13 protein-coding genes and 2 riboswitches are annotated in these 18,392 nt (G+C 55.6%); all 13 genes read right to left on the reverse strand.

Annotated elements, in window-relative coordinates; translation table 11 throughout:
* Positions 1-47 precede the first annotated feature (47 nt).
* The 13 genes from G491_RS0114350 to G491_RS0114415 all read right to left on the reverse strand — a co-directional run bounded on the left by G491_RS0114350 (position 48) and on the right by G491_RS0114415 (position 18,304).
* On the reverse strand, positions 48-2,078 hold the full coding sequence (locus G491_RS0114350; RefSeq protein ID WP_028315081.1) for a TonB-dependent receptor plug domain-containing protein: 2,031 nt from the start codon (positions 2,076-2,078) through the stop codon (positions 48-50).
* 154 nt (positions 2,079-2,232) lie between these two features.
* Positions 2,233-2,418: riboswitch (cobalamin riboswitch) on the reverse strand.
* A 6-nt stretch (positions 2,419-2,424) separates the two neighbouring features.
* On the reverse strand, positions 2,425-3,624 hold the full coding sequence (locus G491_RS0114355) for an adenosylcobinamide amidohydrolase (protein ID WP_028315082.1): 1,200 nt from the start codon (positions 3,622-3,624) through the stop codon (positions 2,425-2,427).
* A 40-nt stretch (positions 3,625-3,664) separates the two neighbouring features.
* Positions 3,665-5,362 (reverse strand): TonB-dependent receptor plug domain-containing protein, encoded by a 1,698-nt coding sequence (locus G491_RS0114360; protein WP_028315083.1) that lies wholly within the window; start codon positions 5,360-5,362, stop codon positions 3,665-3,667.
* A 2-nt stretch (positions 5,363-5,364) separates the two neighbouring features.
* On the reverse strand, positions 5,365-9,129 hold the full coding sequence (gene cobN / locus G491_RS0114365) for a cobaltochelatase subunit CobN (RefSeq protein WP_028315084.1): 3,765 nt from the start codon (positions 9,127-9,129) through the stop codon (positions 5,365-5,367).
* Between the two features lie 22 nt (positions 9,130-9,151).
* Positions 9,152-10,174, reverse strand: coding sequence for a radical SAM/SPASM domain-containing protein (locus tag G491_RS0114370; RefSeq protein ID WP_028315085.1), 1,023 nt, complete (start codon positions 10,172-10,174; stop codon positions 9,152-9,154).
* Between the two features lie 2 nt (positions 10,175-10,176).
* Positions 10,177-11,412, reverse strand: a complete 1,236-nt coding sequence (locus tag G491_RS0114375) for an ABC transporter ATP-binding protein (RefSeq protein ID WP_028315086.1) — start codon at positions 11,410-11,412, stop codon at positions 10,177-10,179.
* Positions 11,409-12,437, reverse strand: a complete 1,029-nt coding sequence (locus G491_RS0114380) for a FecCD family ABC transporter permease (protein WP_028315087.1) — start codon at positions 12,435-12,437, stop codon at positions 11,409-11,411. Before G491_RS0114380 ends, G491_RS0114375 begins: the two co-directional genes overlap by 4 nt.
* Positions 12,438-13,562: an ABC transporter substrate-binding protein gene (locus G491_RS0114385; protein ID WP_028315088.1), complete on the reverse strand. Its 1,125-nt coding sequence runs from the start codon at positions 13,560-13,562 to the stop codon at positions 12,438-12,440.
* A 270-nt stretch (positions 13,563-13,832) separates the two neighbouring features.
* Entirely contained in the window at positions 13,833-14,663 is an 831-nt protein-coding gene (locus G491_RS0114390; RefSeq protein ID WP_028315089.1) for a hypothetical protein, read from the reverse strand.
* Positions 14,651-15,334: a cytochrome c biogenesis protein CcsA gene (ccsA, locus tag G491_RS0114395; RefSeq protein WP_169829438.1), complete on the reverse strand. Its 684-nt coding sequence runs from the start codon at positions 15,332-15,334 to the stop codon at positions 14,651-14,653. The genes G491_RS0114390 and ccsA overlap by 13 nt, the downstream gene beginning before the upstream one ends.
* 195 nt (positions 15,335-15,529) lie before the next feature.
* Positions 15,530-15,713: riboswitch (cobalamin riboswitch) on the reverse strand.
* 276 nt (positions 15,714-15,989) lie between these two features.
* Positions 15,990-17,153: a TetR/AcrR family transcriptional regulator gene (locus G491_RS0114405; RefSeq protein ID WP_028315091.1), complete on the reverse strand. Its 1,164-nt coding sequence runs from the start codon at positions 17,151-17,153 to the stop codon at positions 15,990-15,992.
* Between the two features lie 185 nt (positions 17,154-17,338).
* Positions 17,339-17,530, reverse strand: coding sequence for a hypothetical protein (locus G491_RS0114410; RefSeq protein ID WP_028315092.1), 192 nt, complete (start codon positions 17,528-17,530; stop codon positions 17,339-17,341).
* Between the two features lie 30 nt (positions 17,531-17,560).
* Positions 17,561-18,304: a SpoIIE family protein phosphatase gene (locus G491_RS0114415; protein ID WP_169829439.1), complete on the reverse strand. Its 744-nt coding sequence runs from the start codon at positions 18,302-18,304 to the stop codon at positions 17,561-17,563.
* Between the last annotated feature and the right edge of the window lie 88 nt (positions 18,305-18,392).

Consider the following 18,392-nt stretch of genomic DNA (forward strand, 5'->3'; position numbering starts at 1 on the left):
GGCGATCCGGAGGAGACATCCTGTAGAGCCTGCTTGTCCTTACATGGTTAATGCTCGATTTCCACGCCGATGATGCCGTAGAAGCCGGGCTGTTCGTAACCGAGGCCTTCCTGAGTCTTATCGTCAGTCAGGTTTTCCAACCGGGTGTACAGCTTGACGTTATTCAGCACCCGGACGCTGGCCGCCGCATCCACCCTTAGGTAGTCGTCCATTTCAATATCCCCGTTCCAGCGCAGGCGGGGGCCTGTGTAATAAGGATGAATGTTGAAAGTGTATTTGCCGTCGTCATACGCGATATCCAGGTTGGCCTTGTTGCGGGCGACCTGGACGTTGCGGAACTTTTCTCCGTCTTCAAAGCTGTAAGAGTCGCAATAGGTGTAATTGGCTGAAACGGTCACTGTGTGCGTCGCCATGAATGACAAACCCAGTTCCACGCCTTCGGTCTCGCCGTTGTCGCGGTTTACGTATGCGCCTGTTCCATTCACGTAAAAACGTTTTTGTTTGCTGTCATAGACAATGATGTTATCCAGTTCGCTCTTCCAATAGCAGACCTCGGCGTTTAGGCGTTTGCCGAACAGGCTCTGCCGGACGCCGCCTTCGTAGGTCCAGCCGTCCTCCGGAGTAATGCCCGGATTGCCGTATTTGGGGTCGTACATGTTGGAGAAGGTAGGAGCGCGGAAGCTGGTTCCATAGTTCGTGAACAGCGTGGTTCCCACGCTCTTGAACAGGTAGGACGCGCCCAGTTTGTAGTTGGTTTGGTCGCTGTAGGTCTCGTGGTCGTCAAAGCGGAGTCCGGCGGAGAGGATCAGGGTTTCATCCATAAGCAGAAGCTGGTCGTTCAGGAAAAAGGAGTCATTCTTGGCTTCGGCTTCGGCTTCTCCGTAACGCCCCCATTTCTGGCCTTCCTGCTTGATATACTCGTAACCCAAAAGCAGGGTGTTGGCGTGGTTTTGCCCAATGTTCGCATCGTAGATGAAGTTGTATTCAAATTGGTAGTTCTGGTTTTTTGTATTGGAGGAAAGCCCGTTGCCGCCGTCGGAAACCGGGACCCGATCTCCTGCATTGGGGTATGTTACTCCGCCAAAAACAAAACCATCATACGGAGCTTCCTGATATCCCAAAAAACCGTCGTCAATGTCGATGCCAGTGCTTTCCTTCTTAAACCATCCGTACATGGCTTTCTGGGAAAATTTTTCGTTGATTGTGTGGTTAACGCTTAAGGAGCCGATCCAATGATCGTAGGTGTTGGTGTTGTGGGGGTCGGGAGTCTGGAACGCCCAGTGAGTCGTATTGGCCTGGCTGCAATCATCAGAGGATTCATCCAGTTCCGCGGAATTGAACTCCGTTTTCATGTAAGTCAGGGAAGCCCCCAGTTCCACGCTTCCCAAAGTGTATCCCATGTTGGCGCTGGCGGTTTGATTGTCGTAGGTTTCGAATTTATGCACGCCGCCGGAATCGGTCATGGCTACATTTACACCGTACTTTAAATTGTCTTTGGTTCCCCGGGAGGAGGCGTAGGCCTTTTTCCAATCCAAAGAGCCGTATTCGCCGCCGAAGTTGATCTGCTGACCTTCCACCCCGCCCTTGGTGGTGATGGCGATGACGCCCGCCGTGGTGTTGGCGCCGTACAAGGCGGTCTGGGGGCCCCGGAGGATTTCAACGTTTTCCACAATGCCTGGGTCTAACTGGCCCAAAAAATGTCCAACGCTGCCGCCAAGACCCTCGTTGATTTTCACGCCGTCTATTACAACGAGAAAGTGGCCCTCGCCGTAACCGCGCATTTTGGGATAGCTAAACTGCCCCGGACCGCCGGCCTGTTTGAATTCCACTCCGGGAGTAAAGCGCAGCACCTCGGTGAAGTCCGTAAACTGCTTGGACTTGATGTCGTACTCCGAGATCACGGTCATGGAGTCCGTCACGTTCTCCAGTTTTCTTTCGATTTTTGTGGATTTCACCACGATGGTTTCGTCAGTCTTCGGCTCTGCAATTTCTTCCGCAAAACCCGTTTGAATTAATAAACACACGCACGCTGACAAGGCGAAAACGCCCATGAAGCATTGTTTTGCCAAACGATTCATTCGTCCATTCCTCTCTAATTGCTCAACATCATCATCGTTTCGGCGAGATACAGCCCAACCTCACGGGCGGCCGGATGCAATAATCCCCTTGCGGCCGCTCAAATACCGCGCACCTGTGCGAAGGAAGTCGAGGCCGGGTGACTCGCCGACCTTTACCGATTGCGCAACCCCGCCAGGTCTTCTGACTTCCGGATCGTCCTAGTAACCGCTCCTTCCCATTCCCATGCAGCGAACAGTGGATTCATTGCGGCTTTCGTCCCCGGTAACAGCGGCGCACCCGTGACGGATTTTCACCGTCTTCCCTATTAAGCTTTGCGGCGCCGGAGCTGCTCCTTTTATTTAAAGGTTAATTGCTCTTTTTCTCTCCCCCCCTTTCTTTGTTATCCGTATTTTGACTTTTCATAGTCCACTTGTCGCGGAATCCAAGGCCCAGAGCTTTCAGCGCCAAATCCAAAAATTCGGCTGAGCTCATCTTTTGGGAGCTAGGGGATAGTTCTTCCCTATATTGCGTAAATCTGGAAAAATCGCCGGAAATGGAACATGCCGCCAACGCAGCCTGGCCTCCCATCAATTCGGGCAGGCAGGTTTCCGGCAAGAGTCCCCATGCATACTTGTCCCGAATGTGGACCAGGGCCATAATAGCCCCGGCGGTGACCGGGTCTTTGTCAATGCAGGAAAAATTATCCTCTAAAAGTTGCTGCTCCTGTTGGTTCAGACAGGCGGCCATTCCCCGGAGCATGGATTCTTTGGTCACACCAAAACGCTGCAAATGAATGCGGCAGGAGCATTGCCTTTCCGGGTTCATGCCGTTTTGACGCAGCAGGGTCTGCTTGATCGCTTTTTTTACGGCCAGCCCGATCAACTCCCCGAGTTTGGAGTGTTTCCCTGCTCCGGTCATGGGTTTTCCTGTATTCAACTTGGAAGCGATGGCGATCTGATCTGTTCCCGTGCCAGTGGCCAGGCCGTCTGAATACCGGGAGTTGACTGCAAGTTCCTGCAAAACCGCCGTCTTAGCCTCCGTGGCGGTCATGACCGCCCGGACCATGGCGCCTTTGGTCAGCTCCTTGTTGATGCAGATCATGGTGTTGATGGTGCCGTGAGGGGGCGGCTGGGGCGCTTCCAGTTTTTCGCTTCCGGTTTCCGTTTCCCAAAACGAAGCCGGGTCGCCCACGCGGCCGGCATTGGTTTCCACTCCGCCTGTACAGGCCGTAACCACCATGAGGTCCCGAAAGGACTCCACGGCCACGGCTGCGCAGTTCATATTGGCGGCCGTGCCAAGCGTCGCCCATTTTTCCGAACCCAGGCCGTGTTGCTTGCAGGCTATCCTGCGGTACTCCGCCGGGTCCGTCACCGCTGTCTTTTGCACGCCATGCATGTGATTGGTCGGTTCGCACCCTTGCTGGTTGAACATGCCGTCGTAATCGTCCGTCAGGCCGCCTTCAGCCCGGCAGGTAGAAATAGTCCGGTGCGGAGAGGTAAAGCGGACAATCAGAATTTTGTCGCCTCTGTGAAGCTCCATGCCCTCGTAATATTGGCCCATAAGCATTAATCAAATCCTCGTTAAGTCGTATGTGTTCCCGCTCCGGCTAAAACCCAACGCTGGCCCCTGCGGTCCAAGTGCGGGGCCATCCCGGATACCCGTCGCCGTAGAGATATGTTTTGTCAGCCAGGTTTTCCACTTCTCCAAACAGGGAGAAGCTATCGTGCTTGTATTCCGCGCGAAAATCCGCCGTTGCGTATTCGGAGACCTGCTCTGAATTGTCCGTAAGGGTGAATTGGCTGGAGTAGTAGTTCACAGAAAGCCCCATCAAAAGACTGTCCCAGGGCTGAAAGGCGGCTTCACACTTGACCTTGTGCTTGGGTTTGCAAGTCAGCCAAAGGCCGGTTTCATCGTCTTTGGCTTCCAGGTAGGTGTAGGAAGCGGCGAGCGAAAAACACCTGCATGGAATCAACTTGACGTTCGCCTCTCCTCCCTTGAGGGAGGTTTCTCCGAAGTTTTGGTACTGGCCCATGGCCCCATGGCGAACATAGGTAATGCGATCCCTGATGAAATTTGCAAAAAGAGTCGCCCCCCAATGCAACCAGGGCGCTGTTTCGTCCTGATAGGAAAGGGAGCAGCTTTGCACGTTCTCCAGGCCCAGCCCGGGATTGGGATTGGTCGTCGAACTTTTGCTGTAGCGCTGCCTGATGGTGGGAGTGTTGGCCGAGAGGTTTGCTTTGGCCTGGAAGGTCCGTTGTCCGATTGTCCACATCAGTGCCGCTTCCGGGTTCAACACCGGGTCGTATTCGGAATAGTAATCGCCTCTAAGGCCCAAAGAAAGGGAAAGAGGGAGGCTCCCCAAAGGAAAGCCTTTTTTGGCGAAAGCGAAAAAGCCGTGTTCGTCATGCCCTCCAAACCCTGTACCCTGAGCCCGGATGCACTTTCCTCCGGCGCCAACAGACATCCCCTGCAACGGCCCGTCGTTCGCCTGGAGAAGGAATTTCTGCCCCCATTCCGTGGAGCGGAGGATTGAGTCCAGGTTTTTGCTGTGGTCCGTGTTTTCCGAGTCGCCGAAGTTAAAGTAGGTTTTAGAGGCCAGGGAGTCTATCTTGCCGTCAAGAAGCAAGGAGCCTTGGCTCTGATCATTACGGGAGTGGGGAGTGGGGTATTCGGGCAGTCCGGCGTATCCCTGCTCCATATCCACAATGTTACCGGACAAGGAAAGCGTGCGTTTATCCGAGGCCTTGTACTGAAGCCGCGCCCCCGCTCGCAGGGTTTGCTTGTCGTTGTTTATGCGGAATCCGTCTGTGCGCTCACATCCCGCGTCAAACCCGACGCCGAGCTTGCCTTGGGCCGCCTGGACGGATGCGCTTCCATATGCGCCGCCGTAATTGCCTCCGTAACCCTTTATCCGGCCCGAAAAGGTCTTGATGCTCCCCGTGCTTATTAGAATTACGCCGCCGCTGGCGTCCTCTCCGTATTCCACGCCGCCGCTTTTCAACACCTCTATCCGGCTTAGGCTTTCCAGGGAAACCAAGTCCCAGCGCACGCTGCCTGCATGGGTTGCATCATTGATGGGCCTGCCGTCCAAAAGCACTTTAACTTTGTACGACCCTCTGATGGATATGCTGGAGCTTGAGGCCTTCACACCTGGGGTCCTGTTTAACACGTCCTCAATGGACTGGGCCTGCATGGCCCTGATTTCCTCTTCTTCAAGGACTACCCGGTCCGCATCGGCCAAAGCCCATGGAGGGAAAAGCATCAGGGCTGACAGAAAAAGCAATATAAAAAGACGCACTATCATGGTTACTCGGTCAACTCCTCGATTTCGCCTTCCATATCCAGGTATTCCTGCATGAGGTTTTCCTCCATTTCCTCCGAGGCGTTCCACATGCCCCGCTTGATGGCCTCCAGCAGCTTGTCCAGGATGTTTTGCAGGGCGTAGGGATTGACCTCTTTCATCCAATCCTGCATTTCCCGGTCCAGAGCGTATTTATTAGCGACCCGCTCGTACATCCAGTCATCCATGACGTCCGCCGTGGCGTCCCAGCCGAGCATGACGTCCATCATGTGGGAGATGTCGCCGGCGCCTTTGTATCCGTGGCGTTTGAGGCCGTCCAGCCACTTGGGATTGATAAGGCGAGACCGGAGGATGTGCTTGGCTTCCTCCTGCGTGGTGCGCATTTTCACCCGTCTCGGGTCGGAGCTGTCCCCCATCAGGGACAAGGGGGCCTCGCCCCGGACGGTTTTGGCCGCCACAATCAAGCCTCCGTAATAATTGTAATAATCCGTGCAGCTCATCATGTCGTATTCGCGGGAGTCCTCATTTTTTACTGTTGTGTCCATGCGGGACAAGACCCTGCGGAAGGTTTCGGGCTTTTGAGCGCCGTAGGTTCCTTTTCCATAGGCATGGGAGGAATAGCGGATGTAATTGGCGGCCAGGTCGTCCTGCGTGTCCCACTGCTTGGATTCCACCAGTTCGGCCACGCCCGCGCCGTAAGCGCCGGGAGGACAGCCGAAAACCCGGAACGTGGCTTCCCGAAAGGCTTCGTCTTTACTCATGCCCGATTCCATATAGGTCTGCATGTCCGTGACCACGTGCTTGCGGATCAGGTTGGATTCTTCAGGTTCGTCCAGGACGGCGGCCATTTGGGCTGCATCATCCAGCAATTCCATGAGATTGGGAAAGGAATCCCGGAAGAATCCCGATGTCCGGGGGGTGACGTCGATTCTCGGCCTGTTTAGTTGCGAGGAAGGGATGACCTCCAGGCCGACAACCCTGCCGCTTCCCTTGGCCCACACAGGTTTCAAACCATACAGATAGAGGATCTCGGCGATGTCATCCCCCCGGGATCGCATGGTGGGGCCGCCGTATATGACGATGCCTACGTTTTCAGGATATTTGCCTGTTTCCTCCCGGGTGCGTTCAATGAGCGCGTCGCCCAGCCGCACCCCCACCTCCCAGGCGCCTGGCGTGGGGATGGTCAGGGGGTCCACGGAATAAAAATTGCGGCCCGTGGGCAATATGTCCGCCTGCCCTCTGGAGGGCGCGCCGGAAGGGCCGGGCGGAACGAATTCGCCGTTCAGGCCGGCCATGGTTGCGTCTATTTCTTCGGTAGTCCTGGCTATATTGGGCGCCAGAGATTCGGCGATGTATGCCAGGCTTTTTTCCAGCATAAGGTCGCGCTTGCCAACAGCGTCCTCGACAATAGAGGGAACGGCGTTTTTATCAAAACCGGTCTTGTGGAAATTACCCACCATGGCCAGGGCGGTCTCGTGAGCCAGGCGGATGCATTCACCGCCTTTTTTACCGCCATATTGAGCCAAGGCGTTGCCTTTGTTGTCCAGCAGCACGTCCATGTCCCACCCCAATGTCTGGCACACGGACTCCCGCAAGGACGGGACGTCCCCATTATCCAGGCGGGTGAGTTGGACCAGAAACTCCACCAACTGCTCGCCTTGGGGCGGAACGGAGAAGGTGTGCAGGCCGTCCTCGATCATGGTGTCGGAAAGCTCGTGCATGTAGGAATGGAGCTTTTCCAGGAATGCGTTAAAGTCAGCAAAAACGCTTTCCTCCGCCGCCTCCAGGTCCTTGTCCAGATCCGCCTCCTTGACCGCCTCCCACACCAGGGGCTTGAGCACACTGCATTTTGCCGGATCTTCCTTTTTGGCGTCCTCGTATTCCTTGACCTTGGATTCCACCTTGGTCAGGTCTTCATACAAGTCCGCATTGGTGAAGACCGGGGTCAGGTGGTCGATAATGCAGCAATAGGAACGCCTTTTGGCCTGGGCGCCCTCGCTGGGATCGTTGATGATGTAAGGATAGATGTTGGGCAGATCCATGATGGCCGAGTCGGGATAGCATTCCTCGGACAGGCCGAGAGCCTTGCCTGGCAGCCATTCCAGGGACCCGTGCTTGCCAATGTGCATGACGGCGTCGGCCTTGAACACGTTTTTAATCCATCGGTAGTGCGCCAGATAATGGTGCGGCGGAGAAAGGTACATGTCGTGATAGATGGCTTCCGTGTTTTCGAAAAAGCCCCTGGGCGGCTGGATGGTCACGAACACATTGCCGTTGACGAATCCCGGAAACATCATTTGCTCTTTGTAAACAAAGAGTTCGCCGGGGATTTTTCCCCAATCGTGGGTTTGCTTCTGCCGCGTTGCTGCGGGAAGCCCTTCGTGCCATGGCTTGTATTCCTTGTCCGAGGCGAAAGCCTGGCAGCGTTCCGCCATTTTATCGTAGGTGAGCCACCGTTGGTCGCAGGTCATGCAGCCCAGGATGCGTTCGGCCAGTTGCTGGCCGTTTTCAAAGCATTCCTCCACCTGGTATCCGTCGTTTTTCATCCTGTCCAGCATGAGCTTGACCGACTCGAAACTGTCCAGGCCCCTGGCGCAGCCGATCCGGTCGTTTCGGGGCGGGTAGTGATGAAAGACGATGGCGACTTTTTTCTCGCTGTTTTTCAATTTGGAAAGCCTGCCCCAGTTGAGCGCCAGGGAGACCATTTTTTTGCTGCGGTTTTCAATGGGCTTGTACCGGCTGAGCAGGGCCCCCGTGACCGGGTCAACGTCCTCTTCCTCCCGGCTGGCTATGGGTACGGTAATAAGGGCGCCGTCAAATTCAGGCTGGGCCGCATTGAACGAAACCTCCATGGTTTTCATGCCCTGGACCGAAGCCCGCCAAACCTCTTGGGGCTGCATGGTCATCATGGCCTGGATGACCGGAACGTTCATGGCGGGATAGAGTTTTTTGTACTCTTTGGAAACCATGGTGAGGGCGAACATCATGGGGTTGATCAGGACGTCAATAACGGACTTTCCGTCCTCCATGAAAAAATTTTCCACCACGTAATCCGAGCCCCGGTTTTTAACCACGACGTCCTTAAACCGTTGGTGAAACACGGGGATGACGTTGGCGCCCCGCCGCTCTATTTCCCGTATGATTGCGTCAATATAGGCCAGATTGTTGTTCACCCAATAGGATTGATAAAACCACAGGCCCACCGTCAGCCTGCCAGGGCGGATATTTTTCTCCTTATACTCCTCAATAGAGGGGATGCCGGGAAAATCCGGGTGGTAGATTCCCTCCTGGGGCAAAACCTCGGGCAAAGGCGCGTCGGGCGCCCGTCTGTCCAAAAAGGCTTCCAGATACCGCATGAGGGAACAAAAATTCATGGCGCCGCCGTAGGAAAGATAGGCGCAGATATCCTTCCATTCCGGGGAGTCGAATCGGGTGGAGTACTCCTGAGCCAGAGCCATGGACTCTTCGTCTCCGCCCGTGGGTTGGACGTGCAGCAGGGGCTTGGCCCCGTCTTCCATTTCCATGGCAGCCATCATGGCGTCCCAGGCCGGGCAGGATTGCTTTCCGCCGTGGAGGCCTATGATAACAATATCGGAAGTCATGGCGCGCTTGACAAAGGAATCAATTTGCCTTTGATCGAAAAGCTGGCTTTGGGTCCGGGCGAAAACCCGGGCCAGGCCGCCCTGGCCCAGAAAACGTTGAATTCCCCCGGACAAGGATTGGATCTCCATGGAAGTGGCGCTGAAATAGCAAAGGCTGAATTGGCTCATAATCTTTTCCCTGATAGCATGGCTACGCGGCCGAAGCCTCTTTGTGCAGCTTGAAAAGGGTTCTTGTCATAACGCAGGATAAAGGCGCTCCGGTTTCCTTGTTGTAATAGAGGCGGGAGGGGCATTCTCCCGGGCAAACCTCCCTGGCCTCGCAGGTGCGGCATTCCTTATAAATGGAGTGCTTGATCAGCGCTGTGCATATGAGGGGCGCTGCGCCCTCCATGATGTTTCCCTTAAAAAATGCCGGATCTCCAATAGCTTGCCCGCAGGGATAAACCCCGCCGGCAGGACTCACAGCCAGGCTTTGCCCCAGTTGAGCGCGGCAATAGGCCTTTGTTTTTCGGTTTGAAGAAGGGCGAAACAGCCTTTCGGCCTCCCGGAGGGCAATGGGGCTTTTCCTGCGGGCGTTTACAAAGTCAAGGCAGCGCTGTAGATCCTCAAGCCCGTCAACCAGCGCTTGATGAGAAGGCGGAAAAACACCGGACTTTGGTTGAGATCCTTTGCGAACCAAAAGATCCAAAGCCATGCCCTGGATGGTGGGGAACGCGGCCAGAAGCAGGGCGGTTTTGCCCAAACTGGCGGCGTTATCCGCAGTAACCACGGTGGTGGTTCGAAACGGTACGTTACGGTCGGTAAGGAGCGCCAGGTTGTTCAAGGTCTGCTCGGCCTTTCCCCGCAATTTGTTGTGGATATGGATGGGGCCGTCCAAAGAAACGCCCAATTGGACCTTGTGTGTGAGCAAGGCCCGGGCAATATTGTCGTCAATAAGCGTTCCGTTGGTTTGCAGGCCAACGCTGGCCTGAACCTTTGATTTTTGGATGTAATCCAGAATTTCCAGAACCACGTCCCAGGCCAGTAAGGGCTCTCCGCCCGTGATTTGAATGTGGAAGCTCTCGCCGCCGGCGGCCGCCAGGTCAATGGCCGTTTTCGCCCATTCGGGCTTCATGACATCGTTATTGGGTTCGCCCCTGTAGCAATATTTGCAAGCCAGGTTGCACTTGCCGGTGACCGAAAGGGTCAGGTATTTGATGGGGCGGTTTTCCATGGTCATTCTCCATGCAGCCCGGGCCGGCTGGCGGCCAGGAGCTTTTCCAACAGTTCGGTGGCGCTGTTGCACAGGATTATGGACGAAGAGTCCTTACCGTAGATGGATTGTGCGTCCTGTTTGGAGCGCAGGGAGAACACGGGCTTATGGGCTGAGAGGGCCGCCTGGATCAACCGGGTGTTATTTCGGTTGGCCGGGCCGATTTCGTAACCGGCGTCCACAATCAGGTCTGCGCGGAGTGCGGATTTCAGGGCGTTATCCAGGGAATCGCCGCCCACGGGCTCCTGGGGGCTTTGGATAAAGCAATCGGCTCCGATGGCGGAAGCCACAAAACAGTCCAGGTCGTTGGCGTGCACGACTCCCGCGGCCAGGGAGAATCCGTGCTTGGAGAGAAGCCGGAACAAACCGGCCCCGCTTCCCATGCCGGAGTTTACAAAAACCTTTTCCCGGCTGGCTTTGGGGCGCATTTCCAGTGTGCACAGGCTCGAGTCAAAGCTGGCGTCTTCGAATTCATAAAGCTCCGCCACCCGGTTTTCGGAAAGCACTTGCTCCGTGGGGCCGGAGCGGGCCGCCCTGCCCTTTGCCACGCACACGGCTATGTCCGACACCCTGGCGGCCACGTCCACGTCGTGGAGGGAGGCGGCCACGGCCAGCCCTTTTTCCCGGCAAAGCTGGCGTAAAATACCCATGACCTCCATGCGGTGTTTCAGGTCCAGGTGCATGGTGGGTTCGTCCAAAAGAATGATTTCCGGCTCCTGAGCCAGGGCTCTGGCGATGGAAACCTTTTGGCGCTCCCCGTCGGAAAGCTCGCCCATTTGCCGATGGGCCAGGTTTGCCGCTTTGACCCATTCCAGGCATTCCCTGACCACTTCCAGGTCGCGGCCCGACAACCGGCCCATAAATCCGGTGTGGGGGTGGCGTCCCAGAGAGACGAATTCAAACATGGTGAAGACGCCGGGGTTGACCTTTTCGGTCAATACCACGGAAAGGCGCTTGGCCAGAGCGGAAGCGGAGTAGTCGTACAAATTTTTCCCCTGCAGAAAAATTTTACCCCTTACAGGGGGAAGCAAACGCGCTAAGGTGCGCAGGAGGGTGGTTTTACCGGCCCCGTTGGGCCCCAGGAGCGCCGTAAATGTCCCGGGCGGAAAAGAAAGATCCAGGCCGTAAAGAACTTCCTTGTTTCCATAACCCACACAGAGGTCTTGAGTAAAAATGGCTGCATCGGGTTTACCATTCATGAGACCACCCTCCTGCGCAACAGTAGTCCGATAACAATGGGCGCGCCGAAAAAGGCCGTGATGGCCGATATGGGCAATTCCACCGGTGAGAACAGCAACCGGGCAAGGAGGTCGCAAATACCGGTAACCACTGCTCCCAGCAGGGCCGCCCCCGGCGCCAGTACATTGTTATCCGAGGTCCTGAAAACCAGCCTGGCCATATGGGGGACCGCCAGGCCTATGAAGGCTACAGGACCGGCCATGCCCGTCACCATTCCGGCGAGGGCGCAGGCCGCTAAAAGGATGAGGATGCGGAACAAGCGAATATTCACTCCCATGGAAGCCGCATATTCCTCACCCAGCAAGAACGCGTTGAGGGGCTTGGAAAGCAGATACACGCCGAACGCGACGGCCCCTCCACCAAAAAACAAAATATATATTTCGGATTGATGAAATCCCGAAAAACTGCCTAATTGCCACAAAACAAAGCCCTTGACCTGCTCCTTTTCAGCGAAGGCCACCAAGATGCTGGTCACCGCATGGCAAAGGTAGCCGATCATGAGGCCAAGGATTAAAAGCGTCACCCCCTGGCGAATCCTGGAAGCTGCGGCAAGGACCAGCATCATGACCCCATAGGCTCCTGCAAAGGCCGCCAAGGTGGTGAGATAAGGCGCAATTTGCGTCAGGCCCAATTGAAGGGAGGTAAGCATGACCAGGCTCACCATGAGAGTGGCGCCGGAGGAGATTCCCAGGATATAAGGCCCGACCACAGGGTTCCGGAAATATACCTGGAGCAGCAGGCCGGCTATGGCCAGGTAGGCGCCGCCCATGGCGCTTGCCAGGGCGCGGGGAATGCGGATTTTCCACAGGATGGTTCCCAACGTGCTCGCGTCGTCCCCGCTCATGATGATGTGCATAGCCTGGCTGAAGTCGATTTTCACCGAGCCCAGGAATATATTGGCGCATAAGACGACCATCAAGGCGGCGGACAAGCCAATAAACCCGGCGGTCCATCGTTGTTTGGATATTTGTGCAAAATCTTCCATCTAGGCGTCTTTCTCGGGCAGTTCGGTAAAGTACTTCCGTTCATAATCAGGGTACAAATCAGGGTGCACAATGGCGGCGATTTCCAATAAAATTTCGTCCAATTTGTCCCCGGATTGAGCGTAATGGGGCAAAGGCGCGAACACCTTGCCAGCATGCAAAGGCTGTATGGCCGACATGGACGGGTTGGTTTTGGCCAGGGCTTCCTTGGACGTGGCGCCCGTCAAGGGCGTGCGGTAGGTAAAGAGGATTTCCGCGTCTTCGCCGCCCGTCAGGAATCGTTCCATGGAAATCTCGATGCACGAGGCGCCGAACACGTCGTCAAATACATAGTCCCCCATGGCCAGGCCCACCAACTCGCCAACCCAGGCGTTGCCCGGCTCTACCAGCACGCGTTTTTCGTAGATGTCGCCCCACATGACCTTGGGGTGCTCATTCGTTTGGGCCGCTTTTTCCGCGATTTCCTGCAGGACGCCGGCCACCTGGCCGAAATATTCCGAGGCTTCCGTCTCCCTGCCGAAAAAGGGCGCCAAAAAATTTACGAACTTCATTTTGGCGTTTAAACACATGGCCACGGGCGTGGAGGTGATGAGGCACGGAATGCCCAGGTCCTCCAAAATAGGGATGACGGAGTGATCCCAGGTCATGACCATTTCCGGGCTGGATTTTTTAAGCACTTCAAAATCTATGGAATTATAGCTTCCCAGGTAGGCGATCTTGCCGGATTCCATGCCTTGAACCACTTCCGGGATGACCCATTCGTCCTGGGGAGCGGTCACGCCCACCAGCACGTCATCGATGACGCCCAGAACCTTGAGGATGGAGATGTCAAAATATCCATAGGCGGCCACGCTGCGCACCGGGGTTTCCACGATCCGGCATTTGGGAAAGCCTTCCAAAGGGGGCTTGCCGCAGGGAACCAGCAAAAATTCCCGCTTGGCGCCGTCCCGAACCTTTACGTAGCCGTCGTCCAGGTATTCCAAGGAAAACTCGCCCAGGGCTAAAAAAGAGGCTGGCGTGGGCGCGGCCTTTTCCGCATGTTTCTCCTGGATGGAGGCTTCGGATGAGGAATTACAGCCGGTGCAAAGCAGCAGGGCGGCCGTAAAGATGCAAATGAGGGCGGACAAAAAAATCGAAGCCCTGGCTCCAAGTCCTGGGTTTGAAGTGTCGTGAAAAGGTAGCCCGGGAACCTTCGTCCCTTCCCCCCTGGCGGGGGAAGGACAGGATGGGGGGAAACGGTTTTCCTTAACTGATGACCATCACCCCCACCCCAACCCTCCCCCGTCAAGGGGGAGGGGGTTTTGGAAGCGCCTGCTTTGCCGTACGTTTCATATTCGCTGGCAACACATTTTTGCCTAAGCGAGAAGTGATTTGTTTTTGAGCGTTGTGTAATAAAACTAAGCATAACTACCCCGCATATGCCTTTCACCCCAGGGGGTGATGGAAAAAACGTAAAAAATCAGGCCCAGAACGAAAAGGGCCATGCCTGCATAGTAAATGGGGATGCCGGGGTCCTGGCGGACCGTCAATCCCACGTATTTGCGCCGAACCATGCCTCCTTCGGACCGGGGCGCAAATTCGGCCATGTGCGCGGACAGGCCCTGAAACCGGGCGGGGCGGTTGACGCCCGCCCGGGCGGTTTTGGTTCGGCCCTGGGAATCCTGAAAAAGGAGCGACGCGGTCGCGTTGATGGCGCGGCCGTCAAAGGGGGCCATGCGCTTTCCCCGATAGGTCTGGGTTTGCAAGCCGGTCAGGGTAATGGTTATGGACGTGTTTTCCACCCTGGTCGGCCGGTCGGGCAATAGGATCAGGCTGGTCACCGTATTGGCGAAGATGTAACTGGTCAGATACCCGGCCAGGATGATGATCAAGGCGTAATGCATGATGTGCGGAGACAGGCGCAAAACCAGGGACGTCCGGCCGGGAAGCCTCTTCCTGTTGCGCCAGATGGCGTTCACCCTGTCCGTGGTGCACACAAAGGTGTTCAGGCAGAGCAAAGCCAGCAAGCCCAGCAGCAGGAAAAACCACCACGTCACGGAGAGATGAGCCAGCCCCCAGGTTTTGGCCCAGGAAATCAGCGAGAGATCCTGCAGGGGCTTGAACACATGCACCTGGCTTCTGATCAGAAAGTATCCTAATCCCGCGCACACGCAAAGGTTCGTCATGCACACGAAGGTGAGACGCACGCTCGCCAGGGCATGCCAACTTTTTTTTATCAAGGCATCCATGTCGGCGGAAACAACCTCCCCATATCCGGTAAGCACGCGAACACAAAGGCGACGACCGCTCCAAATACGGCGGCCCAGGCGATGCGATGCGTTTCAAAAAAGCGTAAAAGATCCAAGTGAAGAAACAGGGCGTAATAAAACCACACGACCATGCCCGCGATGACGGCCGGGTCCTCCCATACTATGGGGGCGCCCCACCCCAGGTAGGACCATAATTCCCCGCTGAACATGGACGCGGTGAACAAGGCAAAACCCCAGACCGTCCACTTGCGCCAGGATTTCTTCGCGGCCATGGCCGGGCGCTCCCCCTCTGGGGAAAGCAGCCAGGCGCCGGCAATGCCTGCGGCGGCGAAAAAGCACGCCCGGGCGCCTGCGCCCAGCAGCATGAACAGAAATGCGAAAACGGTTCTCGTCTGAAGAAAAGGCAGGTAATGGTCTTTGGGAAAAAATAAGGCCAGCAGGGATAATGCAGCCAGGATAACGAAAAACAGCCTGCGTTCCTTGTCGCCGGCGAACGGCCGGAACAGGCAAATGCCCGCAAAGGCCCAGACCGCAAAATACGGGGCCTGATACAAGGCCAATAGCGGATGCCATTTCACCAGGCGCAGAATGCACGAAATTCCAGCCAGGAGAAATCCCAACCCGACAAAGGATTTTGCCAGTGTTTTCACTGAAAGAAATGACGATAGGGCGGCTGCGCAATGCGCTATGCACCCCAAGAAAAATATGGCTTTAAAAACAGCAGGTTCCATGATCCAAAATAAAAAGCCCTGCCTGTCGGGGAACAGGCAGGGCTGGATATGCCCTACAAAGCGAAGATCACGGATATAACGAATCCGCATCCCGCCTTAGACCCGAAGGCGAATGGAACGGCAACGGTTACGGCAGGTTTCCTGGCTCGTGAATCGTTCTACTTGCCGCGCCTTCCCATTTGCCTTGGCAAACAGTGGCTTGTGCAGCTTTCGTCCTCACTTACAGTGGCGGGTCCGCAGCGGATTTGCACCGCTTTCCCATTTTAACCCCGAAGGGTCCGTAACGACTAATTTTGTTTGGCTATAAAGTTTTTCCACGCGCTCTGTCAAGGAAAAACGAACGGGATGCATAAATTGCGTCAATGCGGCCTATGGGTAAAAGGACGATAAATCAGGCCGTCCGCTGATTTTGCCAGACGGCCTTTAAAAAGGCCATGGGGCTGGGGTAGACGCTAAAGGCACTGGGTCCCCGCCAATCGCCGTCCACGGCCTGCCGGTACTCAGCAAAGCAAAATTTTTCCATAAGAATAGGAGCGCATTATTGCGAGTTGGAGGAGTTAACAAAAGCCCGTAATCAGGCTGCGACCACCGCCTGGCAGAAAAGGTTGGTCAACTGTTCGATTTCCTTCATTTTATCGAAGCGGTTGTCCTTATCCATGATAACCCAGCGGAGCGCCATGTGGCTGAAAGCGCCCAAAAACATGTTTCTGAAAACATGGGGGTTGATGTCGGTTCTAAAGTCGCCCTGTTCCTGGCCTTCCTTGATGATGTCCTCCAGGGTTTTGATGTAGGTCATAAAAAGGTCAAAGGCCTTGGAGCCGTAAAACCTTTTATTCAATTGGACGTCCAGGAGAAAGACTTGCAGAAAGTCCCTGTCGGGCAGGTACAGCCAAAAATGGAATTTGATGAACCTGCGGAGCTTGGACAAGGGCGGTTTGATGATAAAGGCCTCGGACAACGCGTCCACGTGGGCCTGTAGGCGCTTTTCCGGGATGGAAAGCAGGAGGTCTTCCTTGTTTTTAAAATAATCGTATATGGTGCCTTCCGCCACTTCCGCCAACTGGGCGATTTCAGTGATTCTGGCCTTGCCGAAGCCTTTTTGCGAGAATACCTCCAGGGCGGCCTTGAGTATGCGGGGCTCCTTGTCGTTGTTGGCATCGCGCTGTTTGACGGAAATCATGGCCAGAATGAGCGTCATGATGTCGTCGAAGTCCTTGATGCTTTCGTCCAGTTCGCCGATGGCCAGTTTGCTGACCGCCTCGAAATCCACCAGGCCGTAAACGCATTCCCTGAGCAGATACAGGTTGATGTCTTTTCGGAACACGCCTTCCTGGATGCCGCTTTTCAGAATATCCATGAGGACAGCGGCGTGCTTTCTCATGACCTGATAGCCGGGCGTGGAGTAAAAGGCCTTGTTTGAACGGCATTCGAACAAGAGGGTTCGTACGTATCCGGGGTGGGTGTCGTTGTATTTGAGGCTGTACCAGATGAATTTGCGAAGCCGGGATTCCGGGTCCCTAATCCCTTCCAACTGCTCGTCCAGTTGGCACAAGGACTCGTTCATTCTTTCCGTAGCCACGGAAAAAAGCAGGTCTTCCTTGCCTTTAAAATACTGATACACCAAGGAATCCGCCACGCCCGCCTTTTTGGCGACCTTGGCGATGGTGGCGCCGGCGATGCCCGATTCCGCGATCAGTTCTTCGGCTGCTTTTAGTATACCGTATTTATTGTCGCTCATTTCAAACTCTACGAAGCCTTTTATCAAACTTGAACTGGCGTACAGCAATACCTCTAAATTGAATTGGTTTCAAGGCCTTCGATGGCTATGAGCCATGATTATGAGAGAAAAGTTAAGCGATTTTTCCGGATTGGTCGCGTTGGAGCCCGGACGCCCTGCAAAACGGCGCCCGGGCAATAGTTATTTTATGAGGATTCCAACTCCTTCAGGATCATGTCAGCGTACAGCATGGCGCTGGTGGAAGCGCCGTTGGCCGCCAGGCCCCTGCCGATATAGGCGTCCCCTGCTTTTTGATCGGCTTCCCTGGCAAGAATGGCGGACGCGCCAAGCCCGCCGATGCCTGCGCCGACGATTATAGTATCGTACTTAGCGCTCATGATTCGCTGCCTCCTGAAAAAGTAACAGCGTCAGATTACGGGGCACGCATAAGGCGTTTTGAAATCCACGGGCGCGTTCCGGTCTCTGTACTCCAGGGATATGCAACGCTTGATGTATTCCTTTTCCTGCATGCCTGTGGCGCCCCCCATAATAATGCAGGCGTCAACCGGCTTCATCCGGCCGGGTTCCAGGGCGATTATCGCCGCGTCATCCTGTACTGTATTTTCCTGAGCGATTAATGTTAACAAGGCTTCCGGGACCTCATGCACCTCCGGGACCGGAGGCGGCGCCGCGCCGTTAACCCGCCGCCCGAAGCAGGCGTTCATGGCGCTGTCCGGAACTCCGTCGGAAGTCATGATCCACAAGGCGCCGGGCTCGGCCTCCAGCCATTCGGCCTGATACAGGGCGTTGGTTTTGCCCGCCAGCCAGAAATTTCTTTGGGACAGCATGGTCAGCCTTCCGCTTTGGCGGCCGTAGGCGTACAAAGCGCTGTCCCCCATGTGCATGAGCAAGGCTTTCCAACCCTCTTCGGTTTGTACGAACTTCAGCGCCGTAAGCGTGCAGCTTGCGGTTCGCGGGACGGCGGAAATAGCCTTGGACGCCTGATTTACAGCCTCTTTCTTAAAAGGCTCCAGGCCCGACTCATCGAGATCAAGCCTGGAGCAATTTTTTCGAAACAGGGCGTCCAAACGCAGCAGCAGGTCTCTGGAGGCTGCGGGATTTCTATCCGAACTGTCCGATACGGCGAAAAAGCAGGTTTTAAAGTCAAGCAATATGCAGTCCCCGTTTCCCACAGGGCCTGCGTCGGGCCTGAATCCTGCTCGGACTCCTGCGCCGGCTGATCCCGGCCGCAGGAATGTC

The organism is Desulfatibacillum aliphaticivorans DSM 15576, assembly GCF_000429905.1.
Taxonomy (GTDB): Bacteria; Desulfobacterota; Desulfobacteria; order Desulfobacterales; family Desulfatibacillaceae; genus Desulfatibacillum; species Desulfatibacillum aliphaticivorans.

What these genes read in the sequence shown, in the direction of transcription:
- G491_RS0114390 (WP_028315089.1), bottom strand. Translation starts at nt 14,663, where the DNA reads ATGGATGCCTTGATAAAAAAAAGTTGGCATGCCCTGGCGAGCGTGCGT.
- G491_RS0114375 (WP_028315086.1), bottom strand. Translation starts at nt 11,412, where the DNA reads ATGAATGGTAAACCCGATGCAGCCATTTTTACTCAAGACCTCTGTGTG.
- cobN (WP_028315084.1), bottom strand. Translation starts at nt 9,129, where the DNA reads ATGAGCCAATTCAGCCTTTGCTATTTCAGCGCCACTTCCATGGAGATC.
- G491_RS0114360 (WP_028315083.1), bottom strand. Translation starts at nt 5,362, where the DNA reads ATGATAGTGCGTCTTTTTATATTGCTTTTTCTGTCAGCCCTGATGCTT.
- G491_RS0114380 (WP_028315087.1), bottom strand. Translation starts at nt 12,437, where the DNA reads ATGGAAGATTTTGCACAAATATCCAAACAACGATGGACCGCCGGGTTT.
- G491_RS0114410 (WP_028315092.1), bottom strand. Translation starts at nt 17,530, where the DNA reads ATGAGCGCTAAGTACGATACTATAATCGTCGGCGCAGGCATCGGCGGG.
- G491_RS0114370 (WP_028315085.1), bottom strand. Translation starts at nt 10,174, where the DNA reads ATGGAAAACCGCCCCATCAAATACCTGACCCTTTCGGTCACCGGCAAG.
- G491_RS0114355 (WP_028315082.1), bottom strand. Translation starts at nt 3,624, where the DNA reads ATGCTTATGGGCCAATATTACGAGGGCATGGAGCTTCACAGAGGCGAC.
- G491_RS0114350 (WP_028315081.1), bottom strand. Translation starts at nt 2,078, where the DNA reads ATGAATCGTTTGGCAAAACAATGCTTCATGGGCGTTTTCGCCTTGTCA.
- G491_RS0114405 (WP_028315091.1), bottom strand. Translation starts at nt 17,153, where the DNA reads ATGAGCGACAATAAATACGGTATACTAAAAGCAGCCGAAGAACTGATC.